This is a genomic window from Chryseobacterium sp. Tr-659, from assembly GCF_011752975.1.
Classification (GTDB): Bacteria; Bacteroidota; Bacteroidia; order Flavobacteriales; family Weeksellaceae; genus Chryseobacterium.
Genome location: NZ_VWWP01000002.1, coordinates 322933 through 342328, shown reverse-complemented (window position 1 = coordinate 342328; position 19396 = coordinate 322933). Strand labels below are relative to the sequence as shown.

Sequence of the window (19396 nt, the reverse complement as noted above, 5' to 3'; positions counted from 1 at the left end):
TTGGCATTTTAACAGTTAACAATAACTCCTTTTATAGCCAAAGATAATGTAAAACCCTAAACAAAACCATACCATGTTTAAAGATTTATTAAAAAAATATTAATTTTAATTAACATTTCTAAAACATTAAAAATCAACTAAAGATGGCACGAAATTCGCCAAAGAATGTTAATTATTTTTTAATTTTGTACCATGACTAAACCTGTTGGAAAATTAATAGTTATCGGAGGAGCTGTAAACAAAGGAAGTTTTGCTGAAACCGATTATGATCAGAATATCGAAAAGAATCTTAACTTTTTTGAGCGAGGGATCTTAAGGAAGATCATCAATGAATCAAAGCATAAAGAAGATTCTGTGATTGAGATCGTAACCACAGCTTCTCAAATTCCACAAATTGTAGGTTCCGAGTACAAAAAGGCATTCGAATTTCTGGGAGCAAAAAATGTCAACATCCTTGATATTCACAATCGTGAAGAAGCGAATTCTGATGCCATGGTAGCAAGAGCCAATGCAGCAGATGTGATGATGTTCACTGGTGGTGATCAATTGAGGCTAACTTCTATCCTGGGAGGGACGAGATTTCATGACACCATACTGCTTAAATACCAGGAACAGGATTTTATCTACTCCGGAACTTCAGCAGGCGCGGCAGCTGCTTCTGAGAATATGATCTATCAGGGAAGCAGTTCTGAAGCTCTTTTAAAAGGAGAAATCAAAACAACACAGGGATTAGGTCTGATTGATAATGTTATTATTGATACCCATTTTGTGCAGAGAGGCCGTATAGGACGGCTTTTTCAGGCGGTAGTGAACAATCCGAGAACTTTGGGAATCGGGCTTGGCGAAGATACCGGGCTTTTCATTCATAATGATGTAATGACTGCCGTAGGTTCCGGGCTTGTTATCCTGGTAGACGGAAGATTCATTAAAGATACTAATCTTACCAATATCAATCTTGGTGAACCTATTTCTATTGATAATTTAACGGTTCATGTAATGTCTATGAATGATCATTACGATCTTACAACCAAGACTTTGACAATCGAAAACTCTCAATTTAATCCAATTCCGCTGGATAAATAATTTAAAAGTAATTCTTATTTTAGTTTAAAAATAAAACTAGATGATAGAAGAAAAAATTGGACAATTTATAGGTGTTCTGCTGGAAGGTTATGATGTTGAGAATATAGAAGAAATCATTTCAAACTGTTCTTTCTGCTATACAAACCCAGCCGAATATATCAAAAATAATGATGCAGAATGGGTGATTGACGGCAATGAAGATGGTGCATTTGAATTTTCAATTACTAATGAACTTTTTCATTTTTTAATCCGCGGAGATAAAATAGATGAAGTACATGAACTTATTGATGAAAGTCTTAATAATATAATTGGAGACTTTCCCATAGGAATAAGATATGCTGATGATTATTTTAAATGGCTACAGCCCAGGCTTGATCAGGAAAACCCACCACTGGAAGTTATTGAGCTTGCCGACAGCTATTCTGACGAACTACAGTTGATTATTGTTGAAAAACATAATGTAGAAAGTATATCCAAATTTTGTCAGGAATTGGCAGTTCATTTTAGAAGACCCTCAATGCCTTATTAATCTTATCTTGACAAAGTAATAATTAAAAATAAAACTATCTTTTATCTATGAAGCTTATCATCCACGGTGGCTTTTTCTCGGAAAGTGACCAAAGCCATGAAGTTAAGACTGCTAAACAGAATTCTTTAAAAGAGATCGCTCAAAAGGCTTTCGACTATCTTACTACTCATTCTGCATTTGACACTGTTGCTTATGCTGTTTCCCTGCTTGAAGACGATCCGTTGTACAATGCAGGAATCGGTTCTCAGATCCAGAGTGATGGTATTATTCGTATGAGTGCAGCCATCATGAATGGAGAAACCCAAAAGCTAAGCGGTGTGATTAATATTCAGGATGTCAAGAACCCCGTCTTTGTTGCCAAAAATCTGATTGGGGAAGATGACAGAGTTTTAGGCGGACATGGAGCAAAGATTTACGCTACTCAACATGGATTTGAAAACTTCTCTACAGAAATTCCACAGAGAAGAAGAGAATATGAAGCTAAACTTGAGAATGGAGGAAAAGGAACAGTAGGCTGTGTAGCGATTGATAAAAATGGAAAATTAGCCGTAGCAACTTCTACTGGAGGAAAAGGGTTCGAAATTCCGGGAAGGATATCAGATTCTGCCACAGTGGCCGGAAATTATGCCAATGCTTATTGCGCCGTAAGCTGCACCGGAGTGGGCGAAGATATTGTCAGTAATGCTACTGCTGCAAAAATTGTAACCAGAGTTACGGATGGAATGAAGCTTGAACAGGCTTTCGGTAAAACTTTTGAGGAGTTAAAAACCATCGATGGGTTTGCAGGTGCCATTGCTATTGATAAAGATGGAAATATGTATCATCAGGATTCTTACCCTACTATGGTTTTCGCCAGTTTTGATGGTGAAAATTTTGATGTCTTTTCTTAAATTTAACATTTTTTTATAATTCTATTTATTTTTTTGGCACGTATTTTACATGTTTAGTAATAACAAATTGTAATATCAATATTTAAAAAATAGAAATCATGGGAAACAAAACAAAAGGCTTATTAGCTTTACTAGGTTTAGGTGCATTAGCTTATTGGAAATATAAGAACTCAAGCCCTGAGGATCAACAAGCGGTAAAAGATAAAATTAATACGGCTAAAGATAATCTTAACAAATGGGGGAATGACCTTAAAAATAAAGCCAATGATGTTGCTTCCCAGGTTCAGAATAAAGTGGACGAAGCAAAAACAAAAGCTGAAGATTCTTTAAGCTAAGAAATAGAGAGTAGTTTTTTTAACATTCATATATAGTAAAAAGTCATCGTAATAATTACGATGACTTTTTTTGATCTTTCGGTTTCAATATAAATTTTAGTTTTTTTGAGCCTTCAAAGCAAAAACCAACGGGATTTTGTTTCCGAACTGAGGAATTCTCCATTTCCCTTTTTCGAATTCTTCTACATGTCTGAAACAAGGATAAGGTGACCAGTCGAATTCCTGAAAACTTTCCAGTTTTATTTCTTTCCTGATGAGATGATCAAGAACTTCAGATAACGAATGATTCCACATTACATATTCCTGCACGATAGGTGCAGACTGATCTGCATAGGTTCCTTCATAAGTTTCTACAATTGGTTTTTCATTGAAATAGTTGTAAGCAACTTTTGTAAAATCATCATCAAACATCCAAACAACCGGGTGGAATTCTGCCATGATAAATTGACCATCGGGTTTTAAAAAATGGTTGATCACTCCTGCCCATTTCTCAAGATCCGGAAGCCAGCCAATGGTTCCGTAACTGGTAAATACGATATCAAATTTCTGATCCAGCACATGAGGCAGATCATATACATCCGAACAGATAAAATGAGTATCGGTATTGCATTTTTGCGCTAAATCTTTTGCTGTTTCTATTGCTTTATCTGAAAGATCTATTCCGGTCACTTCAGCTCCCATCCTTGAAAGAGAAATGGAATCCTGCCCAAAATGACACTGAAGATGCAGGATACTCTTCCCTTTTATATCTCCTAGAAGTTCAAGTTCAATTGAATTCAGTGAACTTCTTCCTTGTAAAAACTCATCAACAAAATAGAAATCCGATTTCAGATGCGGCTCTACTTTGGCATTCCATGATTTTTTATTTATTTCTAAGTAATTTTCCATTGTTTAATTATTTAAGGTATGCTATCTGAAATAATATTTTATTTCTCCAACAGCTTCTTTTTCTGATTATTAAATTCTTCTTCGCTTAAAACACCACTCGCTTTCAATCTTCCCAACTGCTCCAATTGATCTAAAACGGTAAGTTCAGGTTTATTCTGAAAAAACTCTTCGGGGCGGGACATGAAATCTCTTACCCTTGCGCAAAATAATTCAGCATCATATTTTCCTACGCCATCAATCTCCACAATGTCATCTGCAACATGAATATCTATGGAAGCCAGCAGGAGTGCGGTTTCATATTGTATTGAACTTATTTTACTGTAAGAAAAATCCTCTACTTTCAATCCGTACATGAATTCTTTATCTACGAAAATCATTCTTCTGTCTGTGGCGGCTAAGATAATATGATGTTTTGTCATTTTATTCCTTCCTTCAACAAGGTAGACTATTTTTTCATCTGCTGAAAGGATATCCGGTAACGCATGAATTTCTTTTCTGGCAAAAATCGTGGGATTGATATCCAGCTTTTCCAGTTCTTCTTTTATCTCATCAAGTCTTGATCTGCCCATAGTAATAGTTTATGATCCTAAATTACTACTTATTGGAAGAAAATAATTTAAAATCGATAAAAATTTCAGGTAGATGGGATTACAATGGAAGTATATACGCTGTATAGCTCCCAGCCCAGAGTTTCATATAATAATTTCCCTTGTTCCGTTGCTACTAAAAAGTTATTGGAAATGTCTTTAGATAAAGCAATTTTTTCCAGTTCTTTCATTAAAAAAGAAGCCAGACCTTTTCTTCTATGGCTTTCATGGGTAATAATCCTGTCATACACAGCCAGGTCATCTACTAAAACCACACGGCCGGCTGAGGCTTCCTCTCCATTTTCAGCAACAATTCTTATTATAGAAGTAGAATCATACTGTTCATACTTTACGTTGTATCCCGAAGGAAGAATTACATCATCAATATTCATTGGATGAGAACAGCTCATCATATATCCTTGTGGCTGGAGTTTCCATTTCTCAGGAATATCCTCTATAAAATGATCCGGAGAAGTGCATACTTTGAGGTAAATCCAAGGTTCATCAATGGATTCTGCCAGTTGAAAAAAGTCATCATTGAGCTCAGCAAAGACGTATCTCTCTTTCTGCTTTTCATCTCCAACTTCTACTTTAAAACCTGATTTATAAAGAACAGGTAAAGGTAATTTCCGAGATAATGACCATGCTTTCAACCATTTTTTCAACAAATCTACTGATACCTGACCTTCCATGATAAAGATTTTTATTGTAATTGTTCCAGAAGTTTCTTTTTCTGTTCTGTGAATTCCGTATCTGTCAGAATTCCTCTTTCTCTTAAATTTCCTAATTTCTCCAACTGTTCAAAAACTGCTTCTGATGAGATCTTATTGATAATATTAGGCTGTTTTTGGATCTGAACTTCAGTATTATTGTAAATTACGCTTATTTTGTCATAAAATTTCTCGGCATCTTCTTTATCCATATAACATTCAAATTCTACTACTCTTTCTTCTAAGTGCAGCTTAATAATCGGAGATTTTGAATCAGGTACAAAACTTACCGCTTTGATCGATTCATTGGAATAATCGTTGATCTTTGCAGTTCCAAACATAGATTTTGAAGCGGAAAGCATTCTTTGAGGTGTTACCACAAGTACTCCGGCATCCAGTGTATTAACGAATTGAGCATCCGTTATCGCAAGTATTTTTTCATCTTCTGAGATGAGATAAGGAAGTTCTTTGATTTCTCCTCTCGTGAATATGGAAAGATTAGCGTTTAGTTTTTCAAGCTCGTATTTTATTTTCTGGTGTCTCCTTTTATATACTTCTTTCGAGATGCTGCCTAACTCAGATTCTGATAATGCCGGAAGGTTTTGCTCTGTTTTTTCTACTTTCTGAACCGGCGATATCTTTTGGGTTTGTAAAAGACTCTTGATATCAGCGATACTGAACTCATTCAGTTTGTACAAAACTTTTTCATTAATATTACTGAGTACATCTAAACATTTGTTGCACAAAGCATCGCCATCTGAAAGCTTATTTTCTCCTAACAGTATGTCCATCTGGCTTAATGGTAATCTACATAGAGCACAATCCGTGTTCATCTTAATTTTTATGTTTAAAAGTTTTTAGTAAGGACTTTTATTATCTTCCGATTGCAGTTGTTTCAAATTGCAAAATCTGAGTCGGATTTCAAAAACCAAAAATATTTAAATCTTATTATCTATGAAACAAATCGACCACAAAAAAGTTTTTTTGTGGTCGATTCTCTTTTATATCTTTTAAAGATTCCAAGCCTTTCTTCTTTAAGGAAAATCTTTAACCATTAACCTTACTAGTTTATGCCAAAAACTCTTCTAAAGAAACTGTTTTTTGCTCTCCTGCTTCAAGATTTTTAAAGGTAACCGTATTATTATTGATTTCTTCTTCTCCTAAGAAAACAAGGTTTTTAATACCTTTTTTCTCAGCATAAGTGAATTGCTTATTGATTTTTGCATTTTCAGGATACAATTCTGCAGAAATTCCTTTGGCCCTAAGCTGCATAATCAGTTTTAAAGCTTCGGTTGTTCCTTCTCCTCCGAAATTAGCAAACAGATATTCTGTTTTAGACGAAGCTTCTTCAGGGAAAAGATTCAGTTCTTCCATTACCAGATAAATTCTGTCTAATCCGAAAGAAATTCCGATTCCCGGAATATTTTTAACTCCGAAAACCTCTGTAAGGTTATCATATCGGCCTCCACCTCCTATGGATCCCATGGCCACCTCGTCAGCTTTCACTTCGAAAATTGCTCCTGTATAATAGTCCAGTCCTCTTGCTAATGTAATATTGAATACAAGATTTTGCATGTCAACACCCAGGTTCAAAGATTGAGTAAGAACAAATTCTAACTCTTCCACTCCTTTTAGTCCGATTTCGTTACCTGCAAATTTTTCTTTCAATTGAAGAAGATTTTCCAGTGCGTCATCAGATTGGTTGAATAAGAAATCCAGCTTATCAATAGATTCCTGAGAAATTTCTCTTTCCAAAAGCTCTTTTACCACACCTTCTTTACCAATTTTATCCAGTTTATCCAATGCCACTGTAAACTCAATCAGTTTTTCTGTAATTCCAGCATATTCTGCCAATCCGGAAAGGATCTTTCTGTTGTTCATATGAATGGTTACAGGAACATTCAAACCTGCAAAAGACTTTAAATACAACTGCACCAGCTCCACTTCCTGTAGTAAACTTTCACTTCCCACCACATCCGCATCACATTGGTAAAATTCTCTGAATCTCCCTTTCTGAGGTCTATCTGCTCTCCAAACCGGCTGAATCTGATAACGTTTGAATGGAAATGTTAACTTTCCATGATTCATAGCTACAAATCTTGCAAAAGGTACGGTTAGATCATAACGAAGGGCTTTATCAGAAATTTGAGAAATAAGTTTCTGATGGTTTTTATGATCCCAATCTTCCTGATTTACTTTCGAAGTATAATCTCCTGAATTTAAAATTTTAAAAATCAAGCGATCTCCTTCTTCTCCGTATTTTCCTGTCAACGTAGAAAGATTTTCAAAGCTTGGGGTTTCCAATGGCTGAAATCCGAATAACTCAAAGTTATTCTGTAAAATATTGATGATATATTTTCTTCTGGAAACTTCCTGCGCCGTAAAATCTCTCGTTCCTTTTGCTAAACTTGGCTTCATTTTTTGTATGTCATTTTGATAGGCACAAAAGTACGGAATTACAAGGACTTTACCCAGTATAAAAAGCTGAAGAAATAATCTTCTCCAGCTTTCCAAATTATGAGATCATTTATTCTGGAGAATCAGACACTTTCAAGAATCTCCAGTATTTCTTCACCATAATTTTCAATCTTATGTTTTCCAAAACCTTTGATCTCTAGCAATTCTTCTTTTTTAGCAGGTTTATATTTGGCCACAGATACGAGTTCTTTATTACTTGCAATGAAATAAGTGGGTAAATTCTGTTCTCTGGCTTTCTCTGACCTCCAGAGTTTCAGAGCATCCAGAATCTGTTCTTCATCAACGCTTAAAACATCATTATCTGCAGAATATTTTCCTGCTTTTGGTTCTTTCACTGTACTTTTTATCAGTTTTAAATCTTCAAAATACAATATCACAGACCAATATCGCTCTTCACTTACAAAAGCTGTTTCTACTTTCATAATTTCATTGGTTTCCAGAAAATCATCCAACATTTTCTGATCCTGATAGAGAAATTCTTCAGGAAGCCTGATCTTAAAAACTTTTACTTTCATCTCTTGTGTTTTTAGAATTATTTACCTCCTAATAACAGGATCTCATCTACACGAATTTCAGTAATATAGCGTTTTACGCCATCTTTATCATCATAGGATCTATAGGTAAGCTTTCCTTCAACCGCAATTTCTTTTCCTTTTGGAACATATTTTTCAAGGATCTCCGCTACTCTCCCGAAAGCAATCAGATTGTGCCATTGTGTTTCTTCCACTTTTTCTCCTTTGGCATTAGTGTAATGATCCGTCGTAGCTAAAGACACGCTTGCTTTTACATTTCCGCTGTCGAAGTTTACCATTTCAACTTCTTTTCCTGTGTAACCAATTAGTGTTACTTTGTTTCTTAGTGACATAACTTTTAGATTTTAATGATTAGTACTTCAGATAAGAGACGTTCACTGTTTTCTCAAATCTCTGTTGCAAAGATTGGAATATCACCAAAAGACAGTCGGTTATAAACTATTTAAATTCATTTGTAGTCGTTTGTAGTCGGATAAAAACAAATATTATCAGGGATTAAATATTATTGCAGAAATTCTTTAAATTAGTAATCACTAAGCATCCTAAGAAATCAGGTATGAAAGATTATTTCAAATTCATCACGCTATCAGTACTTATTATAGCATGTTTAAATTCTTTGCAGGCACAGAATCATTTCTTAAAGGTTCCTTCAGCTCAATTTGATCTGAGAGATTTCAACCTGCAGCTGCCTATTGAAAAAAATAATTCTATTGTTATTATTAAAGGATCCGAAATTTCTCAGTTTTCTTCAGAGAATTTTTATTTTTCCTCTCAAGATAATAGCATACGCTTCTTTTGTTCTTCAGATGGTAAAACAACTCAGGGTTCTCATTATCCAAGAACAGAATTGCGCCAGATAGATGAATGGCATTTTGAAAACAAACATACATTACAGGTGAAAATGGCTGTTTTAAAACAACCCGGAACGGGAAAAATCATTATTGGCCAGATACACGGACATTCCAAAGGAACTGAAGCTTTAAAGATCTGGTGGAATAATGGTGAAATTCAGGCTGGTTTCAAAAAAGAGGTTGACGACAAAGAGCAAAGAATCACGCTTTTAAAGAACGTTGCTTTAGGCGAATCATTCAGCTATACCATCAGCCAGAATAATTTAGATGTCCAGGTCAAAATCAATCAGCAAAGTACAGCTTTTAGTTTTGGAGAAAGCTGGAAATCTGAATCTGTTTATTTTAAAGCCGGAAACTATCTGCAAGATAATAAAACTCCGGTAACGTCAGGTTTGGTAGCTATATATCAAATCAATACAAAAGAATAAATTCATTTCAAATTAATATCTGCTCTATTGTCCAAGAAAGGTGCTTAAAGACTCATATAGGTGTTAAGCACCTTTTATGATAGTATCAATCTTCTTACTATTTCTCACATTCAACGATACTTTTAGCCTCTGTACCGATATTAATTAATCGATTAAACCTCAATCCTGCTTTTTCAATAAGAGCCTTAAATTCATTTAAAGATCTTTCTTTTCCGGTAAGACAGGCCATCATAACAATATCCAAAAGTTTGGCAATATGTGGTTTATTAAGAGAATCATCAGGAATAACAGCATCTATGATTAATAGTTTTGCTCCTTTAGGCATTGCTTCATAGCAGACCTTTAAAATCTGTATACATTCCTCATCACTCCAGTCATGGATGATCCATTTCATAGTATACAAATCTGCACCAGCAGGAACTTTTTCAAAAAAGCTTCCAATAGCCACGGAACACCTTTCCTTTAAATGCTCAGGAATCAATGGAATCGTTTTTTCAATTACATTTGATTCATCGAAAATAATTCCGGAACTATCCGGAGCTGCATTAAGAATAGTGTATATCATTACTCCATTACCACCTCCTACATCAACAATTCTTTTATAGGGGGTGAAATCGTAATTCTTCATAATTCCGTTTAGCTCCATTCCCGACATTCCGGTCATCCCCCTTCCAAAATTCTCTCCTGCTTCAGGATGCTTTTTATAATAGCTCCAAAGCTCTATCCCATGAATATGTTCAAAAGGAATTTTGCCTGTCTGAACTGCATAAGTAAGGTCTCCGTAAACAGGAAAATGTTCTTTCATGATGGTAAGTACAAAGTCTTTTGCTGTTCCGGGAACATTGGTTTGCAATGCCGCACCGAGATCATTTAATGCAAAGGTTTTGTGTTCAGATTCTTCGAAAATTCCAACGCTGCTTAAAGCTCTCATAATCCGGTACAGCTGTATTTCGTCCGATTGTGTTTGTTTTGCCAGTAAAGAGATTGCTTTCGGACCTTCTGCTAAAGAATCTGCAATATTCAGCTCTGCTGCTGTCTTCACACAGCCGGTAATCCATAATCCGCCTAATATTTCAAACATTTTGAAAGTAGACTCAGGCTTAATCTGTCGTTTTTCCATAGTCATAGTTTTAGTTATACATTATATAATTCAATAATATGTGAAATTAGTTATTTATATTAAAAAATTAAATATTTCAAACAAAAAACAATTGTACATATCTTACCGGGCTATCCATTTACAAACGGATAATTCCTTATCTTTGTGAAAATTCATTTATGAAAAGGGATATCAATATTTTTGAGTTTCCTCTCAACCTGGGACTTATGAAAAAAGAACATGAGACAGAGCCCGGAGTACGAAAACTTCCGGACTGGCTCAGGAAATTTGATTTTCATAAAAGAATTGATCCTGAAAATATTTTCAGACTGGATGCCCCGGAATATGCTATGAATTTTGATGAAGAATCAAAGGTCAGAAATGCAGATCAGATTATAGAGTATGCTAAAAAACAAGCTGAACTGATTCTGAAAAATTACAACAAAAGTATCTTTAACATTTTTCTTGGAGGTGACTGCAGTATTCTGATTGGAAATGCGATTGCCTTGAAAAAACTAGGTAACTTCGGGCTTTTTTATCTCGACGGCCATACAGACTTTATTCCACCTGAACTTTCGGAAACAGGAGGTGCCGCAGGAATGGACCTTGCCATTGTTACCGGTACCGGGCATGAAAAACTGACTAATATTAATGGATTGAAACCCTATTTCCTCGAAGAAAATATTTTCTGCAACGGAAATGCAGAAACTGATGATGATGAATATGTAAGTCAGATTATCAATTCACACATTCATTATTCTGATCTTGAAGCTCTGAGAAAAAACGGCTTCAGAAAAACAGCAGACAATTTTCTTGCAATGATCAATGAAAAAGGATTGGACGGTTTTTTCATCCATCTTGATGTAGATATTCTGAAAGATGAGCTGATGCCTGCCGTAGACAGCAGAATGGAGGACGGAATACATTATGATGATCTTAAAGAAATGCTGGAACCGCTTATTGATAATCCTCTGTGTTTTGGAATTCAGATTACGATTCTGGATCCGGACTATGATCAAGAAGGAGTCTATACTCAACCATTTGTAAACCATTTAATTCAAATTATAAAAAAATAAAGAAGATTCAATGAAGAAGACGATAAAAAGAACTTTCAGGGTTTCGAAATATGTGATCTATAAAGAAACGCTTGTTGATTACAAAGAGCATTTCTGGTCGTTTTTAGGAGCATTTTTTGGAATCGGACTTATTGCCTTTATTCAGTCACATTCCTTAGCAGAAACTGAAAACATATTCCTGATCGGTTCTTTTGGAGCCTCCAGTGTCCTTATTTATGGGGCTATCCAAAGCCCGTTAGCTCAGCCCAGAAATCTTGTGGGCGGCCATGTACTGTCTGCATTAGTAGGAGTTACCGTATATAAAATTGTTCCGGATATTATCTGGCTTTCGGCTCCGTTGGCGGTAGCCTTTTCTATTGTATTGATGCAGTATACGAAAACTCTTCATCCGCCCGGCGGAGCCACAGCTCTTATCGCTGTGAGTTCTACGGGTAAAATTCCGGAATTGGGATACTGGTATGTGATCTCCCCTGTTCTTTCAGGTTGTATTATTCTGTTGGTTGTAGCTTTATTCTTTAATAATATTACCTCCAACAGAAGTTATCCTTCTCACAGCAGATTTAAAAAATTGTTACGAAAAAAACATGCCCATGCACACGGGCATTCTCATAAAATGAAAAATTAAATATCATGAACTGTCTGGAATGTGGTGAAAAAATCATCGGAAGGTCTGATAAAAAGTTTTGCAATGATGCCTGCCGAAATGCCTATAACAACAAGCAGAATAAGGATTCTAGCAACCTGATGCGGAATGTGAACAACAAACTCCGTAAAAACTACCGTATCCTTGTGGAAGTAAATACTGAAGGTAAAACAAAGGTAACTAAGTCCAAATTAGAAAGTTTGGGTTTTGATTTTGATTATTTCACCAATTTTAAAATTTATAAGAACGGATCCGAATATCAATTCATCTATGATTATGGGTATAAAATACTGGAAGATGATTTTATTCTGATCGTTAAAAATCAGGCTTAGCCTTCTCCACTATCTTAAATATTAAATTATGAAAGAAATTGTTCTCATTACTGGTGCCAGCGGAATGATCGCCCGGCAGCTGGCTGAAAAAATAGGAAACGATTATGAATTAAGATTTCTGACCAGGAAAAAGAAACGCAGTAATGAATATGAATGGGATATCAACAAAGGAAGTATTGATGAAACTGCCCTTGAAAATGTATCTCATATTATTCATCTGGCAGGGGCCAATATCTCGGAAAAACGCTGGACTCCTGAGAGAAAAAGGGAGCTCATATCCAGCAGGATTGATTCTGCGGAGCTGCTTAGAAATACTTTAAAAAAGAAAAATATAAAGCTCAAATCCTTTATTTCTGCTTCAGGAATCAATTATTACGGTACAGAGACTTCAGAAAAAATATTTACTGAAAATGATCCTCCTGGCAATGATTTTTTAAGTGAAGTTGTAGTATTATGGGAAAGAGCAGCCGATGATTTTCTGGAACAAAATCTGGCGGAAAGAATTGTTAAAATCCGGACTGCTGTAGTGCTTTCCGAAAAAGACGGTGCTTTGAAGAAAATGGTCCCGCCAATTCAATATTATATTGGATCTCCCCTGGGAAGCGGTAAGCAGTACATGCCCTGGATTCATATTGATGATATTTGCTCTATTTATGAATTTGCATTAAAAAATTCGACAGTAAAAGGACCTTATAATGCGGTTGCTCCTCAACACGCTATCAATATTGATTTGACAAAAAAAATCGCCAAAGAACTTGGCAAGCCATTATTCATGCCAAATGTTCCTGGATTTGTTTTAAAATTATTATTTGGAGAACTGGCCACTGCAATTCTGGAAGGTTCAAGAGCTTCTTCACAAAAAATACAGGAAGCAGGGTTTCGTTTTAAATTCCCGGATCTGAATGATGCTTTAAAAGATTTATTAAAAAAATAGTATCATTATGATAGAAAATCTTTTAATTCTAAAAAACATCTCCAGACATATTTCTCTAAGTAATCAGGAAACCTCCTATTTTCTTTCTCTCTTGAAGGAAAAAAAGATTGCCAAGAAAACGTTGATATTACAGCAGCAACAGCCCTGTAAAGAGATCAGTTTTGTTCAGTCCGGAATATTAAGAGCATTTCATCTGGACACTTCAGGCAGGGAATCTACTATTATGTTTGCGGTTTCCGATTGGTGGATCACTGATATGTATTGCTTCATCAACCAAAAGCCGGCTATACTGAATATTGAAGCACTGGAAGAAAGTGTCATTTTTCAATTGCCAAAAGATCATCTGGAAGAGCTTTACCTCAAAGTACCGAAATTTGAAAGATTTTTCCGAATCATTATGCAGAATGCATATATAAGAGAACAGCTCCGTACCATTGAAAATCTTTCTTTACCTGCGGAAGAACGTTATTATAATTTTCTTCAAAAATACCCTGAAGCAGTAAAGCTTATTAAACAAAAGCAGATTGCTTCTTATCTTGGTATTACTCCGGAATTTTTAAGTCTTATTAAATCCAGCAAGCAAAAAAACAATTGCTCTTAAACTATATTATTTTTTTTATGATATAAGTTCTTTTATTTTACTCAAAAAAAATTATGCTAATACTTATTGCAGGACCTTACCGCAGCGGAACAAATGATGATCCGGAATTAATTCAACAGAACCTTCACCATCTTGAATCTGCAGCTTTACCTATCTTCAGGAAAGGACATGTTCCTATCATTGGAGAATGGGTAGCATTGCCTTTGATACACCTTGCAGGTTCCACACAGATTGGTGATGAAGCATGGCAGGAAATACAATATCCTGTTGCTCATGGTCTTCTTGAAAAGTGTGATGCCGTTCTGCGTATAGAAGGTGCTTCAAAAGGAGCGGATGAAGACGTAAGAATTGCAAGAGAAAGAGGCCTTACTATTTATTATAACATTGAAGATATCCCAAATGCAAAATCCTGAAATTACAATACTGAAAACTGAAATTCTGTCAGATAACTGGTACATTCTAAACAAAGTCACTTATTCGGTCTTAAAAAAAGACGGTACTACAGAAATCCAAAGCCGAGAAGCTTATGACCGTGGAAACGGAGCTGTTATCCTTTTATACAACAGGCAGTCACAAACGGTTATTCTGACCAGACAATTCCGTTTGCCAACCTACATCAACGGAAATTCTACAGGAATGCTTATTGAGGCCTGCGCCGGACTTTTGGATAATGATAATCCCGAAGATTGTATAAAACGAGAGACCGAGGAAGAAACGGGGTATAAAATATCCAAAGTAAAAAAGGTATTTGAAGCGTATATGTCACCCGGTTCTGTAACGGAAATTCTTCATTTCTTCATTGCTGAATATTCCAATGATATGAAAATCAATGACGGCGGTGGTTTGGAAGAGGAAGGAGAAAACATAGAAGTTTTGGAATTATCTTTCGAAAAAAGTCTTGCTATGATTGATAATGGGGAAATCAGAGATGCAAAAACGATTATGCTGCTGCAACATATGAGATTAAAGGGAATTCTTTAAATAAATGCCCATAGATAATCATAAATGAAAGAGTAAAATATATAAATTTGCGGAATAAGAGACGATCAACTCCGGCTCTCGAACTTAATACAATAAAAAAACATCACAACTATCAATTCAGCCTTATGCTTCAGGATCACATTACAGTTCAAAACCGTCATAAAGACTTCATCAAAAAAATCAGTGAAACAGAAACCGTTTATGCGTTAAAAGGTGAAAAAGGATATGCCACGTCCTATTCCAGCGAAATTGAATATGAAGATGGTGAACCGGTACAGATTATCTGCTTCTGGTCAGATGCGGCAAGGGCAAAATCATGTATAGAAAATGAATGGAATCAGTATGAGGTATCTTCTGTACCTCTTAACGAATTTATTGAAAACTGGTGTCTGGGAATGAATAAGGACGGACTGATCGTAGGAACTGATTTCGACAGCAATCTGTTCGGCTATGAAGCGGAACCACTGGAACTGATACTGGATATTGTAGAGGAATTTAGCGAAAAAGGGAAATCTTTAGAATTGAGAAAATTTGAAAGCCTGGAAGAGCTGGGAATACAAATAAGAGAAGTTCTAAAGGATTAAAATAAAATAATCAGGCCGCAGACAGCATTCAATGACAAAATCACTGGCAATAAGGATCATTCAGGTGATGGCTGCATTTTGCGTCATTTTCTTCAGTATTCTGATGCTGAAAACGATCTTCCAGTATACTTCTCTTGAAAAAAATACAGGATTTCTGGCTTTCAAGCAACAGGTAGTCGGAAATCCTTACTGGATGACTTTTTTCTACATTCATATTTTTTCAGTTACTCTTTGTCTTTTGGCTGGTTTAACTCAATTTTCCAATCAGTTTTTAAAAGATAACAGACGTTTACACAAAGTTATTGGTAAAATTTATGTTTATAATATTCTTGTCATTAATGTTCCCGCCTGCTTTGTGCTCGGAATGTTCTCCAATGGTGGATTCATTGGTATTACAGGATTTATTATTCAGGATATCCTTTGGGCTTATTTCACAATAACGGCTGTACTTTCCATCAGAAAAGGAAATATTACCAGGCATAAAGTGTATATGATGTTGAGCTATGCAGTAACAACCACTGCCATCACCTTCAGAATTATTAAGAACTTATTCTACAATGAAGAGTATCATGATTATGAGCTTTTTTACGGCCTCAATGTATGGCTGGCTCTTATAATTAACCTGCTGGCAGCCTGTTTCATTATCGTTCAAAGGAAACATTCTTATCAACAATAACCAACCCGATGAACACCAGCAGAATAAATGAAACTACGAAAATTAGAAAATTTAAATAGACTCCAAAGCGCGTTTTCGACGTCCATCTTTTACAAAATTTCATGATTATATAGGCAACTCCTGCAAAAATTAGCAGACTCAGGATCAGGTAAAGCAATATGACATCCATGTTATTAATTTATCTGCAATATAAAAATTAAAACATAAATATGGTGAAATATAAATTGAGGATCTTAATAAGAAGTAATTCTCAAGGCTAACATACCATTAACCCGCTGATAATCTTACGAATACCAAATCATTAAAGATCTACTGAAGAAATATGGTATAAAATTCGTATAAAATTTGGAAAATCAATTGAGAAAATCTATTTAATCCTTTAGATTTCGAATTTAAAGCCTTAATTTTGTAGGAAATTCAGAAAATTCGGATTCTTTCAACTAGTTATGTACATGGAAAAAATGATGATCGGGCTTTCTTTGGCTCTATCCGTTACTATATGGGGACAAAAAGCTCCAGCAAAAACAAACAATCTGACACCTTACAGCTATCAGACTTTCAGTTGTGACAACAAAGGATATTTTGATTCTGCTAAATATAAAAAGGAGGAAATAGACGGAGTTAATAAGCTTTTGTATCAATTTAACGGTGTACTGTTTGATACGCGTCCTGTTTTTAAGCTTTCCAATCTTGAAGAAATCCGACAAAACAGAGAAGCCTACTTACAGGATCTTGAAAAACAGTATCAGGAAAAGAAAAAAGAACTTTACAGCCTTAAAGTAATAGACCTTCCGATGTGGAAAAAGCTTCAGGATGAAACTATACAGTCTTTTGAAAACGAATATCAGTTGAATAAAGAGGAAATTAATGCCTATTCTGATCCTTCAACCCTTAAAAACAGTAAATTCTACAACACCTGCAGAGAGCATATTGATGCTATCTCTTCTCCTGATAAAGAAAAGATGTATGCTGCATGGAAAAATTACATTGAAGTAAGAAGTAAAAACAACGCTGATCCTCAGGGAGTGATGACAAGATTCAATGCCAAGATGAATGACCCTCAGAAAGAAGATTATGCTCTGATTGATCTTATTGGCCTTGGCTTCCATAATTGTGCTAACAGCAGCTTCAGACCGAAAAGAAATGATGAAGGAACCGCTTACAAAGACTTTGACAAGCTCTTTACAAAGCTGAAAAGAAATTGTGATGAACCTTAGAATTTGAATGTAGACATTCATAGATCATAATATAAAAAGCAGTATCACTTAGATACTGCTTTTTTTAATAAATATTTGGCGAAAAACAGGCATGATGGCAGTAAGAAAATTCTTGGGAATATTTTTTGCTATTGATTAGTTCATTCAATTTCACAGGGGTCATTATATAAAAGATATCCTGAAAAAATATAAACAACTTAATACTCCATGAAAATCAGATACAGTATTTCACTCCTGCTCTTTCTTACGTTTACATCTTGTGATTATAACCAGAACCAGAAAGACATTATTCAGCAGATTACATCTTCTGGTGATATCAAATATGAATCTGTATTCAAAAATAATCTTCTGACAAAGTTTTCAAAGAAGGAGATCATTGACCTTTCTTCACACGAAAATCCAGAGGTCGCACTATATTTTTTCAATATCCTGGTAGAAAAATATCCTGAGGAATGTTTTAAAGTTTTAATGAAGAATCTTGACAACCAGAAGATTCTCAACATTCATACAAGCTATGATACGATTGATGAAAAGACTGTTCCTGATGCCATGATGTTTTATACCATAAGCAGGAAAAATATTTTTACTCATCAACAGAAAGAACAACTTTTTACAGCCATTTTAAAAGATTTCGAACACAAGCACCATCTTGAAGGCTACCTTTTTTCTTATCTGTACGAGAATGTAAATAATCCAGATCCTAAATTTTACCCGGAAATCAGAAAACTCATCGAAAGAAAAAGAGAAGATATCAATCTTGGAGATTTGGCACTGCTAAATTATATGGCCAACTATAATCAGCCGAAAGACAGTCTTCTTATTAAAGATTTTCTATACAGAGGAGCAAGGCAAAACAAGTCGTACCCTATTCATATGAACATCTCTGTAGAGTTTATTAAAAAACATCCTCTACCATCTTATTTCCCAATCTTAGAAGAGTTTAACAATACAATTATCAAGGGAAAAACTTTCCGTGCTGATGATTCTTTTTTTGAACTTGAAGATCTTACAATTGCCACTCTTCAATATAAAACGGAAAAAGCAAAGAAGCTGATAAACACTATTGCCTATGATACTTCATATGAACCCAATGACCTGGCTTTAAATGAAAATCTTTATTTTCTTTTGAAAAAATATGATACCACCAATTACTTCTCTGATATTACCGATAAGATTGAACCTCAAATCAGTACAACAAAGCTGAATTCAGTTAAAGCCAAACATGAACGCTGGGATCAGCATGCAAAGTGATGGTAAAGACTGACGATGATAAGGACTGCTAAACACTATATAATGAGCACAATAACCAGACTATAAATGATTATTGTGAAGAATAAAAACACCAAATAAATTAATAATGAATAAGTTATGATTTTCTGAATTTATTTCCGTAATTTTGCACCCCGAAAATAAGGATTAGAGATATGAAAAAAATTGGTGAGCACAGGACACTTCTTGGAGTTGATAAAAATGTTACTTTAAAGGAATTAAAAACTATTTACAGAAATGTGATGAAAGATACACATCCTGATAAATTCATTAACAACGAGGCTGGAAAACTGGAAGCAGAGGAAAAAAGTAAGTCTGTAATCGAAGCCTACCACTTTTTGGTAAGTATCAATCCGGAAACACAAGAGAAATATAAGGAAGAATATACAGAAACGATAACAAAATCTAATATTCAGGATTTCTATCTTGAAAAATCGATTTTAACGGTTCAGCACCTTAACGGAAATATGTATGAATATATGGGTGTTCCTAAAAATACTTATATCAAAATGATTAATGCCGATTCACCAAGCCGTTTTGCAAGAAGACATATCTATGGAAATTTTGTCTACAGAAAGTCAGGAGAGGCTATGGCAGATTAATTTTTTTATATTACGATATTTAAGAGCTTTCAGTTTTTGCTGGAAGCTTTTTTAATTTGAAGAGGTTTTA

The 19396-nt window shown here is 35.0% G+C and carries 25 protein-coding genes; 17 read left to right on the top strand and 8 right to left on the bottom strand.

All coding sequences use genetic code 11. From position 1 onward, the window contains the following. Nucleotides 1-192: 192 nt before the first annotated feature. The 4 genes from F3J23_RS05770 (at nt 193) to F3J23_RS05755 (ending at nt 2837) form a co-directional block, all read left to right on the top strand. Complete coding sequence (locus F3J23_RS05770; RefSeq protein WP_167025488.1) at nt 193-1083, top strand: cyanophycinase; 891 nt, start codon at nt 193-195, stop codon at nt 1081-1083. Nucleotides 1084-1123: 40 nt separating this feature from the next. Then, complete coding sequence (locus F3J23_RS05765; protein ID WP_167025485.1) at nt 1124-1612, top strand: hypothetical protein; 489 nt, start codon at nt 1124-1126, stop codon at nt 1610-1612. Nucleotides 1613-1659: 47 nt separating this feature from the next. Then, nucleotides 1660-2502, top strand: a complete 843-nt coding sequence (locus F3J23_RS05760) for an isoaspartyl peptidase/L-asparaginase (protein ID WP_167025482.1) — start codon at nt 1660-1662, stop codon at nt 2500-2502. Between the two features lie 98 nt (nt 2503-2600). Then, complete coding sequence (locus F3J23_RS05755) at nt 2601-2837, top strand: YtxH domain-containing protein (RefSeq protein ID WP_053329005.1); 237 nt, start codon at nt 2601-2603, stop codon at nt 2835-2837. Between the two features lie 96 nt (nt 2838-2933). Here the strand turns inward: F3J23_RS05755 and F3J23_RS05750 are convergent, their stop codons facing one another. From F3J23_RS05750 to F3J23_RS05720, 7 genes are all read right to left on the bottom strand, one after another. Next, complete coding sequence (locus F3J23_RS05750) at nt 2934-3725, bottom strand: class I SAM-dependent methyltransferase (protein ID WP_167025479.1); 792 nt, start codon at nt 3723-3725, stop codon at nt 2934-2936. Between the two features lie 38 nt (nt 3726-3763). Beyond that, the gene (locus tag F3J23_RS05745; RefSeq protein WP_167026548.1) at nt 3764-4294 is read right to left on the bottom strand and encodes a PH domain-containing protein; all 531 of its coding nucleotides are present in this window, start codon (nt 4292-4294) and stop codon (nt 3764-3766) included. Nucleotides 4295-4359: 65 nt separating this feature from the next. Then, nucleotides 4360-5004, bottom strand: coding sequence for a GNAT family N-acetyltransferase (locus F3J23_RS05740; protein ID WP_167025476.1), 645 nt, complete (start codon nt 5002-5004; stop codon nt 4360-4362). An 11-nt stretch (nt 5005-5015) separates the two neighbouring features. Then, entirely contained in the window at nt 5016-5813 is a 798-nt protein-coding gene (locus F3J23_RS05735; RefSeq protein ID WP_167025473.1) for a PH domain-containing protein, read from the bottom strand. 277 nt (nt 5814-6090) lie between these two features. Next, complete coding sequence (hisS, locus tag F3J23_RS05730; RefSeq protein ID WP_167025470.1) at nt 6091-7440, bottom strand: histidine--tRNA ligase; 1350 nt, start codon at nt 7438-7440, stop codon at nt 6091-6093. A gap of 122 nt (nt 7441-7562) precedes the next feature. Further along, on the bottom strand, nt 7563-8015 hold the full coding sequence (locus F3J23_RS05725) for an HRDC domain-containing protein (protein WP_167025467.1): 453 nt from the start codon (nt 8013-8015) through the stop codon (nt 7563-7565). 17 nt (nt 8016-8032) lie between these two features. Further along, nucleotides 8033-8365, bottom strand: a complete 333-nt coding sequence (locus tag F3J23_RS05720; RefSeq protein ID WP_167025464.1) for a single-stranded DNA-binding protein — start codon at nt 8363-8365, stop codon at nt 8033-8035. A gap of 224 nt (nt 8366-8589) precedes the next feature. On the opposite strand from F3J23_RS05720, the gene F3J23_RS05715 reads away from it, so the two are divergent. After that, nucleotides 8590-9312, top strand: coding sequence for a polysaccharide lyase family 7 protein (locus F3J23_RS05715; RefSeq protein WP_167025461.1), 723 nt, complete (start codon nt 8590-8592; stop codon nt 9310-9312). Nucleotides 9313-9409: 97 nt separating this feature from the next. Here F3J23_RS05715 and F3J23_RS05710 read toward each other — a convergent pair whose 3' ends face one another. After that, on the bottom strand, nt 9410-10432 hold the full coding sequence (locus F3J23_RS05710; protein ID WP_167025458.1) for a methyltransferase: 1023 nt from the start codon (nt 10430-10432) through the stop codon (nt 9410-9412). Nucleotides 10433-10590: 158 nt separating this feature from the next. Here F3J23_RS05710 and F3J23_RS05705 point away from each other — a divergent pair, with 158 nt between their 5' ends. The 12 genes from F3J23_RS05705 to F3J23_RS05650 all read left to right on the top strand — a co-directional run bounded on the left by F3J23_RS05705 (nt 10591) and on the right by F3J23_RS05650 (nt 19326). After that, a complete protein-coding gene (locus tag F3J23_RS05705; protein WP_167025455.1) occupies nt 10591-11487 on the top strand; it encodes an arginase family protein in 897 nt (298 codons plus the stop codon). Between the two features lie 10 nt (nt 11488-11497). Continuing rightward, on the top strand, nt 11498-12112 hold the full coding sequence (locus tag F3J23_RS05700; protein WP_167025452.1) for an HPP family protein: 615 nt from the start codon (nt 11498-11500) through the stop codon (nt 12110-12112). A gap of 5 nt (nt 12113-12117) precedes the next feature. Then, on the top strand, nt 12118-12462 hold the full coding sequence (locus F3J23_RS05695; protein WP_185156430.1) for a hypothetical protein: 345 nt from the start codon (nt 12118-12120) through the stop codon (nt 12460-12462). Nucleotides 12463-12490: 28 nt separating this feature from the next. Further along, complete coding sequence (locus F3J23_RS05690; protein WP_167025449.1) at nt 12491-13396, top strand: TIGR01777 family oxidoreductase; 906 nt, start codon at nt 12491-12493, stop codon at nt 13394-13396. Between the two features lie 7 nt (nt 13397-13403). Next, nucleotides 13404-13997 carry a Crp/Fnr family transcriptional regulator gene (locus F3J23_RS05685; protein ID WP_194303837.1) on the top strand — a complete coding sequence of 198 codons (594 nt, stop codon included), beginning with the start codon at nt 13404-13406 and terminating at the stop codon, nt 13995-13997. Between the two features lie 53 nt (nt 13998-14050). After that, nucleotides 14051-14410 carry a DUF4406 domain-containing protein gene (locus F3J23_RS05680; protein WP_167025446.1) on the top strand — a complete coding sequence of 120 codons (360 nt, stop codon included), beginning with the start codon at nt 14051-14053 and terminating at the stop codon, nt 14408-14410. Then, nucleotides 14397-14978, top strand: a complete 582-nt coding sequence (gene nudK, locus F3J23_RS05675; RefSeq protein ID WP_167025443.1) for a GDP-mannose pyrophosphatase NudK — start codon at nt 14397-14399, stop codon at nt 14976-14978. Before F3J23_RS05680 ends, nudK begins: the two co-directional genes overlap by 14 nt. Nucleotides 14979-15025: 47 nt before the next feature. Continuing rightward, nucleotides 15026-15562 (top strand): DUF2750 domain-containing protein, encoded by a 537-nt coding sequence (locus F3J23_RS05670; protein WP_167025440.1) that lies wholly within the window; start codon nt 15026-15028, stop codon nt 15560-15562. Between the two features lie 31 nt (nt 15563-15593). Next, complete coding sequence (locus F3J23_RS05665) at nt 15594-16238, top strand: DUF2306 domain-containing protein (protein ID WP_167025437.1); 645 nt, start codon at nt 15594-15596, stop codon at nt 16236-16238. 452 nt (nt 16239-16690) lie between these two features. Further along, nucleotides 16691-17455, top strand: a complete 765-nt coding sequence (locus tag F3J23_RS05660; RefSeq protein ID WP_167025434.1) for a hypothetical protein — start codon at nt 16691-16693, stop codon at nt 17453-17455. A 207-nt stretch (nt 17456-17662) separates the two neighbouring features. After that, nucleotides 17663-18706, top strand: coding sequence for a hypothetical protein (locus F3J23_RS05655; RefSeq protein ID WP_167025431.1), 1044 nt, complete (start codon nt 17663-17665; stop codon nt 18704-18706). Between the two features lie 173 nt (nt 18707-18879). Then, nucleotides 18880-19326, top strand: coding sequence for a KTSC domain-containing protein (locus F3J23_RS05650; protein WP_167025428.1), 447 nt, complete (start codon nt 18880-18882; stop codon nt 19324-19326). Nucleotides 19327-19396: the final 70 nt, after the last annotated feature.